This window comes from Streptomyces oryzae, from assembly GCF_017676365.1.
Classification (GTDB): Bacteria; Actinomycetota; Actinomycetes; order Streptomycetales; family Streptomycetaceae; genus Streptomyces; species Streptomyces oryzae.
Genome location: NZ_JADKMA010000064.1, coordinates 1 through 18491, shown reverse-complemented (window position 1 = coordinate 18491; position 18491 = coordinate 1). Strand labels below are relative to the sequence as shown.

Below are 18491 nucleotides of genomic sequence, written 5' to 3'. Positions count from 1 at the left end.
TCGCGGGGTTCGCCTTTGCGGAGACGCGCCGTTGGGCCTTGGGTTGTGGCCCGGGTGCGGATCACTTCTGGCTGGTCGCGCAGTTCCCCGCGCCCCTTTCGGGGCGCGGGGAACTGTGCCGTTCGGGGCTGCTTACTCCGCCGGGTGCTTGCGCAGGTGGAGAATGGCGGCGATCAGGCCGCCCCAGACGATGAGGATGGCCGCGGTCATCATCACGATGGCTCCGGTGGACATCAGCGCACCTCCTCCCGTTCGGCGTCACCCTCGACGGGCGCGTCCCGCCAGGGGATGAGGGAGATGAGGACACCCACCAGCACGGCGGCGACCGCGACGCCCCAGCCGGCCCAGGCGAGGAACGAGGTGGGGTAGCCGCCGTAGTTCTCGTCGAACTCCTTGCGCAGGCTGTCGACCATCATCCAGCCGAGCACCACCGGGGTGATCACCCCGAGGCACACCCGCCACCAGGCACCCAGCCGCACGGCGGAGGTCTCGTCCGCGTGCGCCTGGAAGGGCTGCAGCCGGCGCAGCACCCAGGCCATGACGACCAGGAAGACGAGCGCGGCCAGCGCGATGCCGTACTGGTTGATGAAGTGGTCGGCCGCGTCCAGCAGCGACAGGCCCGCGTCGGTGGGGAAGAGGGCCAGCGAGACCACGGCCACCAGGCCGCCGACGATCCACACGGCGGGCACCCGGCGCATGCCGGTGCGGTCCTGTACGGCCGAGATGACCACCTGCACGATGCTGACCAGCGAGGTGAGGCCCGCAATGGCCAGCGACAGGAAGAAGATGACGCCGAAAGCCGCGCCCATCGGCATCTGGGAGATGACGGCGGGGAAGGCGATGAAGGCGAGCCCCACCCCCTCGCTGACGACGTCGCCGACGGCCGCGCCGTTGGCCTGTGCCATGAAGCCCAGGGTGGCGAAGACGCCGATGCCGGCGAGGATTTCGAAGGAGCTGTTGGCGAACCCCGCCACCAGCGCCGAGCCGGTCAGGTCGGCCCGGCGGCCCAGGTAGGAGGCGTAGGTGACCATGATGCCGAAGCCGATGGAGAGGGAGAAGAAGATCTGGCCGTAGGCGGCGACCCATACGCTGCCGTCGGTCAGCGCGCTCCAGTCGGGGGAGAACAGCGCGTCCAGTCCCTCGGCGGCACCGTCGAGCGTGACGGCCCGGAGCACCAGGATGACGAAGAAGAACACCAGGGCCGGGATGAAGATCTTGTTGGCCCGCTCGATGCCCCGGCGGACGCCGAGGGCCAGGATGGCCAGCACGATGATCCAGACGCCCAGCAGCGGCCAGAAGACATTGCCGACGAAGGAGCTGGGCAGCCCCGGCTCGGACCCGGCGTGCAGGAAGTCCCCGGCGAAGAACTTCTCGGGGTCCTTGCCCCAGTCCTTGCCGAAGGAGAACCCGGCGTACCGCACCGCCCAGGCGACGATCACCGCGTAGTAGGCGGCGATGACGAAGCAGATGGCCACCTGCCACCAGCCGATGACCTCGGCAGGGCGGGATATCTGCCGGAACGCCGCGGGCGGCGACTTCCGGAACTTCCGCCCTACGGTGTATTCGAGTATGAGCAGCGGGAGGCCCGCTGTGAGCAGAGCCACGAGATAGGGCAGGAGGAAGGCTCCGCCGCCGTTCTTGTACGCCTCGGCGGGGAAGCGCCAGATGTTGCCCAACCCGACGGCGGAACCGATGGCCGCCATCAGGAAGCCGGCCCGCGAACCCCACTGTTCGCGCTGCTCGCCCTGATCGCGAGTTTGCTGAGACATGACCGTTTCCTTGTTCGCTGTATAACGGGCGGAACGGTAACAGCGGGACACGTCCCATGGGAGGGGTATTCAGCATGCGGGCAGCCCGGCTGATCAGGATGGTGCTGCTGCTCCAGGCACGGCGGGAGATGACGGCCGCCGAGCTCGCCGCGGAGCTGGAGGTCTCCGAGCGCACCGTCTCGCGCGATGTGCTGGCCCTGTCCGAGGCGGGCGTGCCGGTGTACGCGGACCGGGGCCGCGCGGGCGGCTACCGGCTGGTCGGCGGCTACCGCACCCGGCTCACCGGTATGGGCCGCAGCGAGGCGGAGGCGCTGTTCCTCTCCGGGGTGCCCTCGGCACTGCGGGACCTGGGCCTTGACGACGCGGCCTCGGCGGCGAAACTGAAGGTCTCCGCCGCGCTGGACCCCGCGCTGCGTGATGTGCACGACAGCACGGCACAGCGCTTCCACCTGGACGCCCCCGGCTGGTGGCAGGCGCCCAGGACACCGGCGCTGCTGCCCGCGCTGGCCGACGCCGTCTGGTCGGACCGGCAGGCCGCCGTCCGGTACGAGGGGAAGCGTGGCGAGGTCGAGCGGGAGCTGGAGCCGTACGGGCTGGTGCTGAAGGCGGGCCACTGGTATCTGGCGGCCCGCGTACCCGCGGACGCGGGCCGCCAGGACCGCGACCCCTGGAGGGTGTACCGCGTCGACCGGTTCACCGAGGTCGCCGTACGTGACGAGCGCTTCGCCCGGGATGCCGGCTTCGACCTCGCCGCGTTCTGGACTCGGCAGGCGGAGGCTTTCGCGCAGTCGCTGCTGCGGTGGGAGGTGACGCTGCGGCTGACCGAGTCCGGCGCCCGCCGGCTGCGGCACGTCACCGACCGGGCGGCGGTCGACGAGGCGCTGGCCGCCGGCACCGTCGACGACCAGAGCCGTACGACGGTGACGCTGCGGGTGGAGAACGAGGAGGTGGCCTACAGCCAGCTCCTCGCCCTCGGCCCGGAGTGCGAGGTGCTCGCGCCCAGCTCCTTGCGGAGCCGCTTTGTGAAGGCGGCCCGTGCCATGGGTGCCCTCTATCTGGGGGATTAGCCCCCCTCTGGTCTGAGCAGGGGGTGCCCCTGGCTGTTGTTCGCAGCCTGCGGCTTCGGTGTGGTTGCGCGCGCAGTTCCCCGAGCCCCTTCGGGGCTAGCGGTAACCGCTCACGTCCGCGGGCTTGCCCGCGTGTTCGACCTCGATGAGGTAGCGCCAGGCGTCCGGCGCCGAGCCGTCCACGTCGGTGAAGCCGTAGACCTTGGCGAGGCCGCCGCTGGAGAGGGACTGCCCGTTCCAGCGGGACACGTCCGGGTCGGCGGCGAGTGCGGCCACGGCGCGGCCGACGAAGGCGGGGGTCTCGGAGATGGCGAAGTGCGGGTCCTTGGCGCAGCCGTCGCGCCAGTTCTCCTCCGTCACCTTGAAGTGGGTGTCGAGCATCGCCTCCGAGCGCAGCCAGCCCGGGGTCAGACAGACCACGGTGGTCCCGTGCTCCTTGGTCTCCTCGGCGAGCGCGCGGGCCATCCGCAGCGGCGCGTACTTGGCCAGGTCGTAGTAGACGGGCTGCCGGTAGCGCTGGTTGAACTCCTCGGTGCCGTCGGTGACCTCGATCAGCAGCCCGCCGGGCCGCCGGGTCAGCAGCGGCAGCGCGCAGGCGCTGGTGATCAGGTGGCTGTCGATCCCGAGCCGCAGCACCCGCAGCCCGTCGGCCAGATCGTGTTCCCACAGCTTCTTGTCGAAGCCGACGAGGTGGTCGCCGCCCCACAGGTCGTTGACGAGGATGTCGAGGGCGCCCTGTTCCCGCTCGATCCTGGCCATCAGCTCCCGCACCTGACCGGGGTCGAGATGGTCGACGGCGACGGCATGTCCACTGCCACCAGCCTCCTTGCCCACCTCGGTCGCCAGTTCGGCCGTCCCCTCGATCGTCTCGCTCGCCCGGCCCACCTCGCTGACCTTCTCCCTGGTGGTGCGGCCGGTCGCGTAGACGGTGGCTCCGGCCCGGCACAGCTCGACGGCCATGGCCCGGCCCGCTCCCCTGGTAGCGCCCGCGACCAGGGCGACCTTGCCGGCCAGCGGCCCATGGGAGCTGCTCGGTTCCCTCATGTGTTCCTCCGCGTTGTTGCTCGTTTGCTGCTCATTGCCGCTCTCGGCGGCAGGTGGAACACACTCACAGCGATACCCGACAGCTTCTGTCGGGTATCGCCGGGTATCGCATTCGCATCACGTCTCATAACGACACAGCCGCATCTGGCGCACTCCGCGTGCGTTGCAGGCGCCCAGGCCCGATGCTGAGGGCGTGATGGACGAGACGGAGTTCTGGGAGCTGATCGACTCCACCCGGCAGGAGGCCGACAGCGACCCCCAGGAACAGGCGGATCTGCTGGTCGAGCGGCTTACGCAGCTCGACCCGGACGCGGTGACGTACTTCGCCCGCCACTTCGAGTCGCGCTACAACCGTGCCTACCAGTGGGACCTGTGGGCCGCCGCCTGGATCCTGCTGGACGGAGCGAGCGACGACGTGTTCGACGCCTTCCGCTGCTGGCTGATCGGCCAGGGCAGGGAGGTCTTCGAGGGCGCGGCGCACGAGGCCGACGCGCTCGCCGAACTGCTGGACGACTTCGACGAGGAACTGGACGGGGACGGCGAGGAGCTGGGCTTCGCGGCCGACGAGGCGTACGAGCAGCTGACCGGTACCGTCCTGCCGGACCTGGGGCTGCCGGAGGCGCCGGCCGACCCCGAGGGGATCCCGCTCGACATGGAGGATCCGGCGGCGCTGGCCGACCGGCTGCCCCGGCTCTGGGACCGCTTCCGGGGCGAGTGAGCGCGCCGCACAGCCCTGGGCTCGGCCGGGCCGCGCGGGCTCAGTCGGGCCGTACCGACTCCAGATAGGCGGAGCACCGCGCGAGCAGCGAGATCAGCTGGGCGCGCTCCTCGTCCGTGAACTCGGCGGCCAGCCCCCGCTCCACCCGTACGGCACCCTCGTCCGCCTCGGCCATCACCTGCGTCCCCAGCTCGGTCAGCCGCGTCTCCAGCACATTGCGGTGCCAGGGGTGGGGGGTGCGGGTGATGAGGCCGCGCTGCTGGAGGTTGTTGAGGATCGTGTTCATCGTCGGCGCGGTCACCCGGCAGGCCCGGGCGAGGGCCGCCGCCGGAATGCCCGGGTTCTCCGCGAGCTGGAGCAGCGCCGCGTACTGAGGGACCGTCAGCCCGGCAGGTTTGAGCACGGCGTGCTTCGTCGCGGTGAGCGCGTGCTCGGCGTCCTTGATGTGCGAGCCCAGACGCTCGGAGGCGGGCATGGAGGTCATCCACGCATCGTAGCCACCAGCACAAAGGTAAGTACCTTGACAGGGGATTAGAGCTCTAATTAATGTTCGTGGACATCTCGACGACAGGGGTCTCAATAGCAGTGGCCGCGTGCCATCACCGCTTCCCTCCGGCCCCTTTCCGCCTCTGGAGGCACACCATTTCCCGCTCGCACCCTCTTCCCGGGCGCCGGATCGCGCTGGCCGCCCTCGCCGTGGCCACGACGGCCACCGCTCTCACGGCGTTCACCGCGCCACCCGCCACCCCGGCACAGCCCACCCACTCCGCGCCGCCCGCGCAGGCGGCCCAGGCGACCCAGGCGGCACACCCGGCCCACGCGGCCCAGCTGCGCATCTCCACCGCGTACGAACTGCCCGGCGACCGCGTCTACCCGGAGGGGATCGCCGCCGACCCCCACTCGGGGCGGCTGTACGCGGGGTCGTACGCGAACGGCGCCGTCTACCGGATGACGCCCGGGCACCGCGCGGCCGAGACGTTCCTGCCCGCCGGCGCCGACGGACGGCACACCGCGAACGGGCTCAAGGTCGACCGCGCGGGACGGCTGTGGGTCACCGACTCCACCAAGGGCGTCTTCGTCTACGACACCCGCAGCCGCCGGCTGCTGGCCCGGTTCGACACCCCCGGCGACGACCCCTTCTTCATCAACGACCTCGTCCTGACCCCGGACGGCACGGCCTATGTGACGGACAGCGTGCGCAACGTCGTCTACCGCGTCACCCCCGCACAGCTGGCCCGCGCACAGGCGGAGGGCGGGCGCGGGCGGCTCGCCACCCGGTTCGACCTGTCCGGGGTGCTGTCGCCACGCCCCGACGACGCGCCCTACGCCCTCAACGGCATCGCAGCCGGGCCCGGTGGCCGCTATCTGCTCACGGTGGACATGACCAGTGGCGGCCTCTACCGCCTCGACCCGGTCACCGGCACCGTCTCCCGCGTCCAGCTGCACGGCGCCGACCTGCGCAACGGCGACGGCCTGGAGACCGTGGGCAACAGGCTGTGGGCCGTGCACAACAAGGACAACGCGCTGAGCCGTTGGCGGCTCAGCCACGACGGCACCGAAGCCCGCCAGGAGGCGCGAGCGAGCGACCACAGGCTCCAGGTGCCCACCACCTTGGTGCGGGAGCGCGGCACGCTGTTCGTGGTCCGCTCACAGTTCGACAAGGGCGGTCCGATGGGCCCGGGCACGCCGCGGACACCGTTCACGATCGCAGCCGTACGCGGACTTTGAGCCGCGCCCGGTGCAGCCGGCACGCATGCGCGAGGATGGGCGCATGCGTATCGCGGTCACCGGCTCGACCGGACTCATCGGCTCGGCACTCACCCGCTCGCTGCGCGCGGAGGGCCACGAGGTGCTGCGGCTCGTACGGCGGCCGGCAGCAGCGGCCGACGAGGTCCGCTGGGACCCGAAGGGCGGCCAGGTGGAGGTGACGGCGCTCGCCGGCTGCGAGGCCGTCGTCCACCTGGCCGGCGCGGGCGTCGGCGAACACCGCTGGACGGACAGCTACAAGCGCGAGCTGCGCGACAGCCGGGTGCTGGGCACCCGCACCCTCGCCCGCGCCCTGGCGACGCTGGACGCACCGCCGCACACCCTGCTGATCGGCACCGCGATCGGCTACTACGGCGACACGGGTGACCGCGCCGTCGACGAGGACGCCGGACCCGGCACCGGCTTCCTGGCCGAGCTGTGCCAGGACTGGGAGGCCGCTGCGGAGCCTGCGCAGGACGCCGGTATCCGCACGGTCTTCGGCCGCACCGGGCTGGTCGTCGCGCGCGGCGGCGGGGCGTGGGGCCGGCTGTTCCCCCTCTTCAAGGCCGGTCTCGGCGGCCGGATGGGCAACGGCCGCCAGTACTGGAGCCACATCGCGCTGCACGACCATGTGGCGGCGCTGCGCTTCCTGCTGGAGAAGGGCTCGCTGAGCGGCCCGGTGAACCTCACCGCGCCGGAACCGGCCACCAACCGCGAGGTCACCGCCGCCATGGGCCGGGTACTGCACCGCCCCACCGTCTTCGCGGTCCCGGCACCCGCACTCCGTATCGCCCTGGGCGAGTTCGCGCAGGACGTACTGGGCAGCCAGCGCGTCCTCCCCCGCCGCCTGCTGGACGCGGGCTTCCGCTTCGCCTTCCCGACGGTCACGGACGCCATCCGCGCCGCACTGTGAACCCGGCCGACGGCGACCGGGCCGCATGCCCGGCGTCCTGAGCGGCCGGCACTCCTCTCCCTCCCTCCCTCTCCAGCTCCAGCCCCCTTCCCTCTCCACCTCCACATCCCCCTCCGCCCTCGGCGCATACGGGCTCGCGGGGGCAATCGGGCTGCCCTCGGCCGTCGTTGACAAAGCGGAACACTGCTCCGTATCTTAACCGGAACAATGCTCCGTTTCAATCGTGCTGACGGCCCGTTCCGGCGGCAGGAGCTCTTGAAGGGATGTACACATCGTGAGTGCAACGACTTCCACAGCCGGCGCCGTCGGCTCGTACGCGCCCGTTCTCTCGGTCGGCCCGGTGGTGCTGCCGGCCCCCGGCCGAGCCGTAGACCTGGAGGTGCGCGTCTCCGCGCCGGTGACCGGGAGCGAGCTGCCGGTCATCCTCCTCTCGCACGGCCAGGGCTACTCGAACCACCTCTCCTCGCTGAACGGCTACGCACCGCTCGCCAGCTACTGGGCAGCCAACGGGTTCGCCGTCATCCAGCCCACGCACCTCAGCTCCATGACGCTGCGCCATCTGCACGCCGACACCCCCGGAGGCCCGCTGTTCTGGCGCTCGCGGGCCGAGGACATGAAGCGCATCCTCGACCGGCTCGACGCGATCGAGGTGGCCGTGCCGCAGCTCCGCGGGCGTCTGGACCACGGAAAGGTCGCCGTGGCCGGGCACTCGATGGGCGGGCACACCGCGAGCCTGCTGCTGGGCGCCCGGCTCACCGACCCGGACGACGGAGCGGAAGTGGATCTGGCCGAGCCCCGGATCAGGGCAGGCGTACTGCTCGCCGCGCCCGGTCGCGGCGGCGACGCGCTCACCGAGTCCGTGGCCGAGAACTGGCCGTTCTTCCGCACCACGGACTTCACCCGCATGACGACGCCCGCGCTGGTGGTCGCCGGCGAGAAGGACGGCTCCGCCCATCTGACGGTCCGCGGCCCGGAATGGCACGCCGATCCGTACCACCTCTCCCCGGGGCCCAAGTCCCTGCTCACCCTCTTCGGCGCCGAGCACGGTCTCGGCGGGATCTCCGGATACGACGTCGCCGAGACCACGGACGAGAACCCCGCGCGCGTGTCCGCGGTCCAGCGGCTCACCTGGGCGTATCTGCGCAGCGCGCTGCACCCGGGTGACCCCGCCTGGCGGACCGCGTGCGAAGCGCTGGCGGATGATCCCGATCCGCTCGGGATGGTCGAGTCCAAGTAGGACCGGCGTGGGCGCCCGGGTATGCATCCGGGCGCCCCCCGCGCGACGTACCGGGAAGGCGATCACGCACCAACTCTCGAACACGGGTATGACGCGTGCGCGGTGGGGCATCAGGACCACAGCCGTGACCCCACAGCGGCACAAGACCGCACACACTGCACCAACGCGACAGCAGCGAGAAGGCCAACCCTCATCAGACCAGCACGCGCGTCGACATCGGGAGGACACGTGCTGACCAGCAGCGCACAGGCAGGCACCCGCACCGGGAGTGGCGGCGAGGAGGTGGAAGCCGTCGGCAGGGACCGGACCGCCGATGTGGTGATCGTCGGTGCGGGCCTGGCCGGACTGGCAGCGGCGCACCGGCTGACCGGAGCCGGGATGCGCGTCCTCGTCCTGGAGGCGGACTCCCGGGTCGGCGGACGGCTGCGCACCGACCACATCGAGGGATACCGGCTCGACCGCAGTCCGGGGGTGCTGAGCCTGGACCGGGACGCCGAGGCCATCGCGCAGCTGCCCGCGCTGGAAGCGCTCACGCTGCACCCGTTCACGCCGGGGGCGCTGCTGCACGCGGAGGGAAGAACGCACCGGGTGGCCGCCCGGTCGGCGGAGCGTGCTTCCGAGGCGGTACGGGCGGGCCGTACGACCCGGCTCGACCGGCGCACAAGGGGCGCAGGAAGCACGCGGGGCGCACTGACAGCGTTCACCACGGCTCGCGCGCTCACCGGCGCGCGCAGCCGCGCCGACATGTCCGACGCACTGGGGCTGGTACGGCTGCGCGCCTCCCTCGCCAGGTTCGCGGCGGCACCGGCCCAGGGGCTGCTGTCGCGGCCCGAACTTCCGGCAGGCCAGGCACTGTCGGCACGCGGCCTGCCCTCCCGGCCCGCAGAGACGCTGGTGCGCCCGCTGCTGACCGCACTCCTTTCGGACCCGGCGCTGACGACATCCAGCCGCGTCGCCGATCTGACGCTGCGCGGTTTCGCGCGGGGCGGGCTCGGGGTACCGGCGGGCGGCCAGGCCACCGTTGTAGAGCTGCTGACGGCCGCGCTGCCGCCGGGCACGGTGCGTACGGGGGTACGGGTGACCTCCGTGAGCACCCACACCGTGGAGACCGCGGAGCACGGCACGTTCGGCTGCGAGGCGGCGCTGGTGGCCACCGGCGCCCGCTCGGCCGCGGCGCTGCTGCCGGGGCTGCGGGTGCCCGAATTCCATCCGGTGACCGTGTTGCACCACCGGGCCCCGGACCCGCTGCCGCCGGGTGCGTGCGCGCCGTCGTTCACCGTGTGCGCCGAGCGGGACGGCGCGGAGACGGATCCGGTCAGCCACACCTGGGTGGCCTCGGCGGTCGACCCCTCGCGGGCCGCGCCGGACCGGACACTGATCACCTCCGTCGTACTGGGCGAGCGGGCGGCCGAACCGCCCACGGCGCTGGACAAGGCCGCACGCGAGCAACTGGCGGCCGTCTACGGCACCGCCACGGACCGCTGGGAGCTGCTGGCGGCGTACCACGACCCCGAGGCGGTACCTGCGATGCCCGCACCGCACGATTTGCGCCGCCCGGTGCGGGTGCTGTCGGGGCTGTACGTCTGCGGGGAGCACCGGGACACCAGCACGCTGCGCGGGGCGCTGAGTTCGGCGCAGCGGGCGACGGAACAGATCCTGCGGGACTTCGGCCGCCCGGCACAGGGCGCGGCGGAGTCCGGGGCGGAGTCGGCCGCGGTGTCCGGGAAGCCGTCAGCGGCGACGTCCGCAACGCCGTCCGCAGAAGCCTCGCGTGCGGCCTCCCAAGAGACCGCGGCCTAATCGAACAAAGATCCCGAACTCCCCAGTGACCAGCGGGTTTTGTCAGTGGGGCGGGGTAGAATCGAGGTAGTTTCCAGCAAGCGCACCGACGTCGTGAGGAGACCGTCGATGACTGCTGTCCGTTCCCGTACCTCTCGTTCGCACACCCGCCCCACCACCCGCACTCAGCACCAGCAGCAGCACCTGCCGAAGATGTCCACCCTGCCCGTCCTGCCGAAGAAGCCGCTCCCGGCCGGCCGGCCGCGCGAGTGGTACGAGGCGCACAACCGCCGGCTGAAGGCCATGCGGATCGCCATAGCCCTGCTCGACACCGGCGTCTACACCGCCGCGCAGGCCCGCAACCACACCATCCGGGCGACGGCGCACCGCATCGGCGTGCACCCGCCGTCGCCGACCACCTGCCGCCTGGTGCGCTCCCTGCTGCCGTAGCGGTTCCAAGGGAGCAGAATTCAAGGAGCACCCGTCCAAGGGGGCGCCGGTTCAAGAGAGCGCCGGAAAACGAGTGGCGTCATGAGTGTGATTAGCCTACGGTCCTGACTGCATGTGCGGTCGGTGAACCATCAAGGAGCCCTCATGGCGGCAGGCAAGGGACGCGCCGAGGCCACAGCGCTGGCGGCAGCCGGAGTCACGGTTGTGCTGTGGGCCTCGGCCTTCGTCTCCATACGCAGCGCGGGCGCGCACTACGCACCTGGCGCCCTGGCACTGGGGCGGCTCGGGTCCGGCACCCTGGTGCTGTGCGCGGTGCTGCTCGCCCGGCGCGAAGGGCTCCCGCCCAGGGCCGCCTGGCCCGGCATCGCCACCGCGGGGGTGCTGTGGTTCGGGGGCTACATGGTGGCGCTCAACTGGGGCGAACGCCTTGTGGACGCGGGCACGGCCTCGATGGTCGTCAACATCGGCCCCATCCTGATGGCACTGCTGGGCGGCTGGCTGCTCAAGGAGGGCTTCCCCAGCCGGCTGCTGGCCGGAATCGCGGTCTCGTTCGCGGGCGCCGTCGTGGTCGGCCTGTCCGTCTCCAAGGGCGGCGACTCCTCGCCGCTGGGGGTGGCGCTGTGCGTGCTGGCCGCCGTGACCTACGCACTCGGGGTCGTCAGCCAGAAGCCCGCGCTGCGGCACGCCTCGCCGCTCCAGGTCACCACGTTCGGCTGCCTGATCGGGTTCGTCGCCTGCCTGCCGTTCACCGGGCAGCTGGTCACGCAGGTGGCCGAAGCACCGCTCTCGGCCACGCTCAACACCGTCTATCTGGGCGTGTTCCCCACCGCGATCGCCTTCTCCACCTGGGCCTATGCCCTCTCCCGTACCACCGCGGGACGGATGGGCTCCACGACGTACGTGGTGCCGTTCCTCGTCGTCCTGATGTCCTGGCTCTTCCTGGACGAGGTCCCCGGCCGGCTGACCCTGGCGGGCGGGCTGCTGTGCCTGGCGGGCGTGGCGGTCTCCCGCTCGCGCAGCCGGAAGCCACGCTCCCCGCAGCCCGTCACCGGAGCCGTAGCCGGTTCCGAAACCGGCCCCGGCTCCCCCGACGACGCAGCCGCTACCGCCCCGTCGGCCGCGCCGCGCGGCGGCCCAGCCGGGCAGCCGACGTCCCCAGACCCGCAGGCCCGTCGAACGGCCACGTAGGCAGGAAGTGGCGGCGCAGATCCGCCTCCGTGTAGCGGCGGCAGCCGTGGTGCCAGGCCAGGATGCCCGCCATCCAGTCCTCCAGCTCCCGAACGTAGCCGTCCAGCGCCGCCCGCTCCGCCGCGTCCAGCCCGAAGTCGTCGTAGAGCACGGGGAACTCGTGTGCGGCCACATGCTGGAACTGCCGCATCCTGGACTTCATCAGATCGTCGACGATGCGCAGCGCCGTCGCATGGTCGCAGTCGAAGAAGTTGCGGACGACCAGCAGACTGTTGTGCAGCTCGCCCTCGAACTCGATCTCCTTCTGGTACGAGAAGACGTCGTTGAGCAGACAGGCGTAGTCCGCGGCTGCGTTCTCCAGCGACTTCATCGGGCCGCTGCGGTAGACCGCCTCCGGAATGGTGTCCGGCTGGGAGAGCCGGCACAGGCTCATCGTCAGGTCCGAGCCGAAGGTCCGTCGCCGCATCTCCACGTAGTCGACGGGGTCCGGGATGCGGTTCTGCGTCTGGTTGTAGAGCTCCCACAGCCAGCTGTCGGCCATGATCTCGATGGCGGTACGGAACCTGCGGCGCTGGGCCGGGCTCATCGGGCCCGCCGTCCTGAGCCACAGATCGGCCAGTGAGCGCTCGAACGGGCCGGCCGGCGGCGCGGCCGGTTCGCCGGGCTCTGCCGGCTCGTCGACGGGCATGAACAGGGACAGCCGCTCGGTGCACGCCTTGGCGCCCGCCAGATCGCGGGTGCGGCCGAAGCGGGCCGGATAGTAGTCGTCGCCCCAGGTGCCCCAGGCCAGCCAGGCGGAGGCCAGATCCAGTTCGTCGGGGGTCGCCTCCGGGTGCAGTCCTGCGGCGCACAGCGGAAGGTCGTAGTCCCGCATCAGCTCCTCGTCCCACACCCGGCCGCCGGGCACATCCGGCTGCGGCTCCAGCAGGCCCATCGCCTGCGCCCAGCTGACGACCCGTTCCCGGGCGCCGTCCAGATGCGGGCTGAGCCGGTGCTCGAACGGCATCTCGAAGTCGGGCAGCACCGAGGGGCCGGTGCGCTCGTGCGGCACATGTGAGAAGGAGCGGGTGCGCCGCGCCTGGGCGCGGGCGTACGGGCGCAGCACGTCGGCCGCCGAGGTGCCGAGGCCGGCCGGGAGGTACGGCAGCCGCGCCGGGCCGCTGCCGCCCGCGCCGCCGCCGTTCATATAACGGCTGGAGCGCATGTGCCACTCGTGGCCGCCGGACTGCCAGTCCTGAAGTCCCTTGGTGTACGCGGCGATGTCAGCGCACTGGGCCGGATCCAGGCCCTGGTCGGCACAGAGTGCGGGCACTTCGGTGAGCGCGGTGTGCTCGAACTGCTGGAGGCGCGAGGTGAGCAGGTCGTTGACGGCGTCGGCGGCCTCCTGGGTGCCGCAGTCCAGGAACGTCTCCAGGACGAGTACACCGTTGGACAGCTCTCCCTCGTCCTGCGTCTCGCGCTGGTACGAGAACAGGTCGTTGCGCAGGTGGACGGCGTCGGAGAAGGTGTCCCGCAGTACGCACAGCGGGCGGGATGCCGCGACTGCGGCCGGCACCTCGGCGTGGGCGGCGAACTCCACCAGCCCGGCCGACCAGGGCGCGCCGCCGACCTTGCGCCGCATCTCGATGTACTCCACCGGGTTGGGCACTCGCCCGATGTTGATGTTGGAGAGCTCCCACAGCGACTCGTTGAGCAGGTTCTCGGTGCTGACGGCGAACCGTGCGCGCCAGTCGGCCGACATCGACGGCACCGTCCTGGCCCACAGGTCGGCCAGGCCCGCCTCGACGGGGTTGGTGGGTTCGGGCACCGGCGTCGCGGGGCCGCCGTCGGAGACGTCCAGCGGCATGAACAGCGGCAGCCGGTCCAGATACGCCTTGCCGCCCGCGCGGTCCTGGGTGCGCTTGAACTCCTCCAGGAAGTGGTCGTCGAAGAAGAAGACCCACACATACCAGTCGGTGACCAGCGCCAGATCGTCCGCGTCGGCGTCGGGGTGGGTGTAGGAGCACAGCAGCGCGTAGTCGTGCGCGTCCAGGTCGGCCGTGTCCCAGATCCCGGAGCCCTCCAGCATCCCCATCTCCCGTGCCCACTCCCGCGAATGGGCCCGCGCCTGGTCGACGTGCGGGTTCAGCCGTGCCGGATGGGGCACGTAGAAGTCGGGCAGTTCGAAGGGTTGCGACAACGCCACTGTCCCCCAGCTCGTCGGATCGGTGCTGACTTGGCCTACCCGGGGTGGGATGACGAGCATCCTTTTTCACTCGTATGTGGGACGACTGCTGTTACCGATCCGTCGAACAAAATGCCTGGCACCGTGCGGTGTTGCGCTGCTAGCTTCGCATTCGTGGCGAAGCTGAATCAGATCATCGCAGTGGAGAAAGGCGTCAAGTCCAAGGTGGTCCAGGACCTGGCGCAGGCGCAGCACGGGCTGGCCAAGCCGCAGATGCTGGCCGGTATCTCGCGTACGTACCAGCCCAAGGACGAAGAGGGCGAGCAGCTTCCGCCGGAGTCGACGCGGGTCCAGGTCAAGGCCGAGGATGTGCTGAAGGAAACGGCGAAGATCCTGACCCGGCTGTTCGATGTGACGGCGACGAAGGACTGGGCGAACCTGACCGCTCGCGCGGATGTCGTCGTCGACGGACGCACGATCCTGTCCGAAGTCCCCGTCTCCTACCTGCTGTTCCTGGAGAAGCAGCTGGGCGAGCTCGGCTCCTTTCTGCGCAAGCTGCCGGTGCTGGACGGCGCAGAGGCGTGGGAGAAGGACCCCTCCACGGACTGGTGGAAGACCGAGCAGGTCCGTACGGTGCGCACCAAGAAGGTGCCGCGCAACCATGTGAAGGCGGAGGCCACGGAGAAGCACCCGGCCCAGGTCGAGGTGTACTACGAGGACATCCCGGTCGGTTACTGGACCACGGTCAAGTACTCGGGGGCGCTGCCCGCACGGCGGGTCAACGAACTGCTGGAGCGGCTGGACAAGCTGGCCGCCGCGGTGAAGTTCGCCCGCGAGGAGGCCAACGGCACGGAGGTGACCGACAAGCGCGTGGGGGACGCCGTCTTCGGCTACCTCTTCGCGTGAGCGGCACAGGGGTGCGTGCGGAGCAGGTGCGGAACAACTGCAGACTCCCCGGGCCATGGGGTTCGACGCCCTTTCGGTCCGGGGTGCGCCAGGAGCGCAAAGCTGAAGCTGAAGCTGATGTGTGAACCCCCGGCCGCCCTGTACTGAATACGGGGTGCCGGTCAGTCTCAACCTCTCGCTCCAAGCTCAGCATCGCCGTTCATCGCCCGGCAACCGGGGCGGTGACGACCTCGAGACGCTGGTTCGAACCCAGCCGGCGCATCCACGCTGCGCCGTGGTGGAGTGGCTCCACGCGAGGACATCGCCGAACGATCCGCCCATGAACCGTCAGGGCGTGCGAACGAGCGGCACCCAGGACCCCGGGGCCGGGTAAAGCCCCGGGGTCCTCTTTCGCTCTCTGGGGGCGCCTCCCTCACCACAGCTCGGTGGAGTGCTCCGCCACGAGTGCGGTGATCCGGGCCATGGCCTCAGCGGCGGGCAGCGGGTCGAGGCGGCGGCCGTCGCGCAGCCGCAGCGCGACCCGGCCCTCGGCGGACTCCCGGGGGCCGAGCACCGCCTGGTACGGCACGAGGCGGGCCTGCCGTACCCGGGCGCCCAGGCTGCCGTCCTCCGGTGGGGAGAGCCGGGCGCGCAGGCCCGCGGCGGCGCAGCGCCGCAGCAGCGCCTCGCCGTCCGGAAGCTGCGCCCCGGACACCGGCAGCACAGCGATCTGGGTGGGCGCCAGCCAGCCGGGGAAGGCGCCTCCGTGCACCTCGATCAGCTGGGCGACGGCCCGTTCGACGCTGCCGATGACCGCCCGGTGCACCATCACCGGCCGGTGCCTGCCGCCGTCCGCGCCGGTGTAGTGCAGGTCGAAGCGTGCGGGCTGGTGCAGGTCCACCTGGACGGTGGAGAGGGTCGCTTCCCGGCCTGCGGCGTCGGCGATCTGCACATCGATCTTCGGGCCGTAGAAGGCCGCCTCGCCCTCCTCCGCCTCGTACGGCAGCCCCGCCTCGTCCAGCACCTGGCGCAGCAGCGCGGTGGCCTGCCGCCATTTGTCCTGGTTCGCCACGTACTTGCCGCCCGGGGCCGGGAGGGAGAGCCGGTAGCGGGCCGCTTGGATACCGACCGCCCGGTATGCGCCGCGGATCAGCTCCAGCGCGGCCCGCGCCTCGGCGGCCACCTGGTCGAGGGTGCAGAAGATGTGTGCGTCGTTCAGCTGGATGGCTCGTACCCGGGTCAGTCCGCCCAGCACGCCGGAGCGCTCGGAGCGGTACATGGCGCCCAGCTCGGCCAGGCGCAGCGGGAGTTCGCGGTAGCTGCGGGAGCGGGACCGGTAGATGACCGCGTGGTGCGGGCACAGACTGGGCCGCAGCACCAGCTGTTCCCCGTCGCCGCCACCCTCGCCCATCTCCAGTGGAGGGAACATGTCGTCGGCGTAGTGCGCCCAGTGCCCGGAGAGTTCGTACAGCTCCCGCTTCCCCAGCACCGGCGAGTACACGTGCTGGTAGCCCGCGCGGCGCTCGGTGGCGCGGATGTACTCCTCCAGCTCGTGCCGGACGGTGGCGCCGTCCGGCAGCCAGTACGGCAGGCCGGCCCCGATCAGCGGATCGGTGCCGAAGAGGCCCAGCTCGCGGCCGAGCGCTCGGTGGTCATGGCGTGCGGTGGTCATCGGTTCTCCCTCGTGCTGCTGGCTGTGGGCGGGCGGGGCACCCGAGGGAGCGGACGACGAAGCCCCGGGCGCTCGGCCCGGGGCTTGGATGTACGGCTGGTACGTCGGTCAGCGCGCCGGGACTCGGTCCGGCGTCGTCGTCCTGCGGACGCGTACGGCACGCTGCTGCCTGGAGGGGACGTACATGGAGGGAACGTAGCAGAGGTCTCGGCGTCGGTCGCGGGGTTTTTCCGCGAGACCGCGCCGGCCTCAGGAGGCGGGCGAGAAGGGCAGCCACCGCCGGGCGGCCTCGGCGATCTCCCCGATACCGGCGTTGAAGGCGATGGCTGAGCCGGGCGCGTGCCGGTGTACCAGGTTGACCACCCTCTCGAAGAAGGTGAGTTCCGCCTTGTTCCGGATGCCGCCGCCGATGAGGACGACGTCCCAGTCGCGCTCGCTCAGCGCCGTCACGAACGCGGACAGGTCGGACTGGTCGGCGGCGACCATCACCAGGGACGCGTCGATGGAGTCGGCCTGCAGCCGGGCCAGCTCCTTGTCGAGGACCGCTTGCAGCGCTTCCCCATCGACGTCCGGAACGGTGCGCGGGTCGAAACCGAGGATGAGAACAGAAGCCATACCCGTCGGGACGCCGCAGCGTGCCCGGGCGTTGCCTGTGGCCGTCCGTCCGCGACGCCGGCGCGCGCCGCGAGAGGAGCCCGCCCCTCCCAACCTGACCTGCGGCAAAGGCCGTTGGGCAGGGGAAGCAGGGGGCCGGTGGCAGCCGTAGGGACAGTGGGTACCATCCGGCACTGCGTATGCGTGAGCAGCAGTCGAGTCAGGTACGGGGGAGCTCATGTTCGGAATCGTCAGGCCCTGCAAGCACCGGCTGTCGGAGGGGCTGCGGGCCGAGTGGATGGCGCATCTGTGCGGGCTCTGTCTCGCGCTGCGGGGCGACCACGGGCAGTTCGCGCGGGTGGCGACGAACTACGACGGGCTGCTCATCTCCGTATTGACGGACGCGCAGACCGGTACGGCCGCAGCCAAGCGCCGCACCGCGGGCCCGTGTCCGCTGCGCGGTATGCGGACCGCGTCCGTCGCACAGGGCGAGGGGGCGCGGCTGGCGGCCTCGGTGTCGCTGGTGCTCGCCTCGGCGAAGGTGCGGGACCACATAGCCGACCGGGACGGGCTGCTGCGCCGCCGCCCGGTCGCCGCCGCCGCGCGCCGGATAGCCGCGGGCTGGGACCGGGCCGGTGCCCGCTCCGGCGGCACGCTCGGCTTCGACACGGCAGTCCTGGTCGACGCCGTGGACCGGCAGACGGAGGTGGAGCGCGCCGCGGGCCCCGGCACCCCGCTGACGGCCGTCACCGAGCCAACCGAGACGGCGACTGCCGCGGCCTTCGCACACACTGCGACGCTCGCGGGCAAGCCCGGCAACGCCGCTCCGCTCGCCGAGGCCGGCCGGCTCTTCGGACGGCTCGCCCACCTGCTGGACGCGGTCGAGGACCGGGTCACGGACGCCGCCCAGGGCGCCTGGAACCCCATCAACGCCACCGGCGCCTCCCGCGCCGAGACCCGCCGGCTGTGCGACGACGCGGTACGCGGCATCCGGCTGGCGCTGCGCGACGTGCACTTCGCCGACGCCCGGCTGGCGCACGTGCTGCTGGTGCACGAGTTGCCGCGCGCCGTGGACCGCGCGTTCGGCACGACGGCGTGCGCGCACTCCGCCGGCCACCCCACGGGTCACGCCACCGGCCACGCACCCGGCCCCGGCCCCGGCCCTGTCCCCGGCCCCGGCAACCCGTACCAGCAGCCCGGGTACGGCCAGCCCCCGTACAACCAGCCCCCGCAGAACCGGCCTCCGTACGGGCAGGCACCGCAGA

The 18491-nt window shown here is 71.6% G+C and carries 17 protein-coding genes; 10 read left to right on the top strand and 7 right to left on the bottom strand.

The features are described 5' to 3' along the window. Window positions 1-132: 132 nt before the first annotated feature. Both ITI46_RS14790 and ITI46_RS14785 read right to left on the bottom strand, forming a co-directional pair. Window positions 133-234 carry a methionine/alanine import family NSS transporter small subunit gene (locus tag ITI46_RS14790; RefSeq protein WP_209239993.1) on the bottom strand — a complete coding sequence of 34 codons (102 nt, stop codon included), beginning with the start codon at window positions 232-234 and terminating at the stop codon, window positions 133-135. Further along, complete coding sequence (locus tag ITI46_RS14785) at window positions 234-1769, bottom strand: sodium-dependent transporter (RefSeq protein WP_209239992.1); 1536 nt, start codon at window positions 1767-1769, stop codon at window positions 234-236. The genes ITI46_RS14790 and ITI46_RS14785 overlap by 1 nt, the downstream gene beginning before the upstream one ends. 74 nt (window positions 1770-1843) lie before the next feature. On the opposite strand from ITI46_RS14785, the gene ITI46_RS14780 reads away from it, so the two are divergent. After that, the gene (locus ITI46_RS14780; RefSeq protein WP_209239991.1) at window positions 1844-2836 is read left to right on the top strand and encodes a helix-turn-helix transcriptional regulator; all 993 of its coding nucleotides are present in this window, start codon (window positions 1844-1846) and stop codon (window positions 2834-2836) included. A 96-nt stretch (window positions 2837-2932) separates the two neighbouring features. Here ITI46_RS14780 and ITI46_RS14775 read toward each other — a convergent pair whose 3' ends face one another. Further along, entirely contained in the window at window positions 2933-3880 is a 948-nt protein-coding gene (locus ITI46_RS14775; protein WP_209239990.1) for an SDR family oxidoreductase, read from the bottom strand. Between the two features lie 196 nt (window positions 3881-4076). On the opposite strand from ITI46_RS14775, the gene ITI46_RS14770 reads away from it, so the two are divergent. After that, complete coding sequence (locus tag ITI46_RS14770; protein WP_209240007.1) at window positions 4077-4598, top strand: DUF4240 domain-containing protein; 522 nt, start codon at window positions 4077-4079, stop codon at window positions 4596-4598. Between the two features lie 40 nt (window positions 4599-4638). Here ITI46_RS14770 and ITI46_RS14765 read toward each other — a convergent pair whose 3' ends face one another. Continuing rightward, window positions 4639-5082, bottom strand: a complete 444-nt coding sequence (locus ITI46_RS14765) for a MarR family winged helix-turn-helix transcriptional regulator (RefSeq protein ID WP_247745995.1) — start codon at window positions 5080-5082, stop codon at window positions 4639-4641. Between the two features lie 212 nt (window positions 5083-5294). Here ITI46_RS14765 and ITI46_RS14760 point away from each other — a divergent pair, with 212 nt between their 5' ends. From ITI46_RS14760 to ITI46_RS14735, 6 genes are all read left to right on the top strand, one after another. After that, window positions 5295-6326 carry an SMP-30/gluconolactonase/LRE family protein gene (locus ITI46_RS14760; protein WP_209239989.1) on the top strand — a complete coding sequence of 344 codons (1032 nt, stop codon included), beginning with the start codon at window positions 5295-5297 and terminating at the stop codon, window positions 6324-6326. 43 nt (window positions 6327-6369) lie between these two features. After that, entirely contained in the window at window positions 6370-7257 is an 888-nt protein-coding gene (locus ITI46_RS14755; protein WP_209239988.1) for a TIGR01777 family oxidoreductase, read from the top strand. Between the two features lie 274 nt (window positions 7258-7531). Further along, window positions 7532-8494, top strand: coding sequence for an alpha/beta hydrolase family protein (locus ITI46_RS14750; protein ID WP_209239987.1), 963 nt, complete (start codon window positions 7532-7534; stop codon window positions 8492-8494). Window positions 8495-8722: 228 nt separating this feature from the next. Then, window positions 8723-10294 carry an FAD-dependent oxidoreductase gene (locus ITI46_RS14745; protein WP_209239986.1) on the top strand — a complete coding sequence of 524 codons (1572 nt, stop codon included), beginning with the start codon at window positions 8723-8725 and terminating at the stop codon, window positions 10292-10294. A 192-nt stretch (window positions 10295-10486) separates the two neighbouring features. Beyond that, window positions 10487-10723 (top strand): hypothetical protein, encoded by a 237-nt coding sequence (locus ITI46_RS14740; RefSeq protein ID WP_247745999.1) that lies wholly within the window; start codon window positions 10487-10489, stop codon window positions 10721-10723. Between the two features lie 144 nt (window positions 10724-10867). Beyond that, window positions 10868-11911: a DMT family transporter gene (locus ITI46_RS14735; protein ID WP_209239984.1), complete on the top strand. Its 1044-nt coding sequence runs from the start codon at window positions 10868-10870 to the stop codon at window positions 11909-11911. Here the strand turns inward: ITI46_RS14735 and ITI46_RS34805 are convergent. Beyond that, window positions 11826-14090: a terpene synthase family protein gene (locus ITI46_RS34805; protein ID WP_247745993.1), complete on the bottom strand. Its 2265-nt coding sequence runs from the start codon at window positions 14088-14090 to the stop codon at window positions 11826-11828. The genes ITI46_RS14735 and ITI46_RS34805 overlap by 86 nt on opposite strands. A gap of 159 nt (window positions 14091-14249) precedes the next feature. Between ITI46_RS34805 and ITI46_RS14725 the strand changes: the two genes are divergently transcribed. Then, entirely contained in the window at window positions 14250-14981 is a 732-nt protein-coding gene (locus ITI46_RS14725) for a DUF7873 family protein (RefSeq protein ID WP_209239983.1), read from the top strand. Window positions 14982-15393: 412 nt separating this feature from the next. Here ITI46_RS14725 and thrS read toward each other — a convergent pair whose 3' ends face one another. Both thrS and ITI46_RS14715 read right to left on the bottom strand, forming a co-directional pair. Further along, window positions 15394-16722, bottom strand: a complete 1329-nt coding sequence (gene thrS / locus ITI46_RS14720; protein WP_307808172.1) for a threonine--tRNA ligase — start codon at window positions 16720-16722, stop codon at window positions 15394-15396. 159 nt (window positions 16723-16881) lie between these two features. Next, window positions 16882-17247 carry a hypothetical protein gene (locus ITI46_RS14715; RefSeq protein ID WP_209239981.1) on the bottom strand — a complete coding sequence of 122 codons (366 nt, stop codon included), beginning with the start codon at window positions 17245-17247 and terminating at the stop codon, window positions 16882-16884. A 217-nt stretch (window positions 17248-17464) separates the two neighbouring features. On the opposite strand from ITI46_RS14715, the gene ITI46_RS14710 reads away from it, so the two are divergent. After that, the coding region (locus ITI46_RS14710; protein ID WP_247745992.1) for a DUF5685 family protein at window positions 17465-18491 on the top strand (1027 nt) is incomplete at its 3' end.

Bases quoted from the DNA above. Each gene is read 5' to 3' on its own strand.
- ITI46_RS14735 (WP_209239984.1), top strand. From the start codon at position 10,868: ATGGCGGCAGGCAAGGGACGCGCCGAGGCCACAGCGCTGGCGGCAGCC.
- ITI46_RS14775 (WP_209239990.1), bottom strand. From the start codon at position 3,880: ATGAGGGAACCGAGCAGCTCCCATGGGCCGCTGGCCGGCAAGGTCGCC.
- ITI46_RS14755 (WP_209239988.1), top strand. From the start codon at position 6,370: ATGCGTATCGCGGTCACCGGCTCGACCGGACTCATCGGCTCGGCACTC.
- ITI46_RS14715 (WP_209239981.1), bottom strand. From the start codon at position 17,247: ATGGCTTCTGTTCTCATCCTCGGTTTCGACCCGCGCACCGTTCCGGAC.
- ITI46_RS14770 (WP_209240007.1), top strand. From the start codon at position 4,077: ATGGACGAGACGGAGTTCTGGGAGCTGATCGACTCCACCCGGCAGGAG.
- ITI46_RS14765 (WP_247745995.1), bottom strand. From the start codon at position 5,082: ATGACCTCCATGCCCGCCTCCGAGCGTCTGGGCTCGCACATCAAGGAC.
- ITI46_RS14785 (WP_209239992.1), bottom strand. From the start codon at position 1,769: ATGTCTCAGCAAACTCGCGATCAGGGCGAGCAGCGCGAACAGTGGGGT.
- ITI46_RS14780 (WP_209239991.1), top strand. From the start codon at position 1,844: ATGCGGGCAGCCCGGCTGATCAGGATGGTGCTGCTGCTCCAGGCACGG.
- ITI46_RS14790 (WP_209239993.1), bottom strand. From the start codon at position 234: ATGTCCACCGGAGCCATCGTGATGATGACCGCGGCCATCCTCATCGTC.
- ITI46_RS14740 (WP_247745999.1), top strand. From the start codon at position 10,487: ATGTCCACCCTGCCCGTCCTGCCGAAGAAGCCGCTCCCGGCCGGCCGG.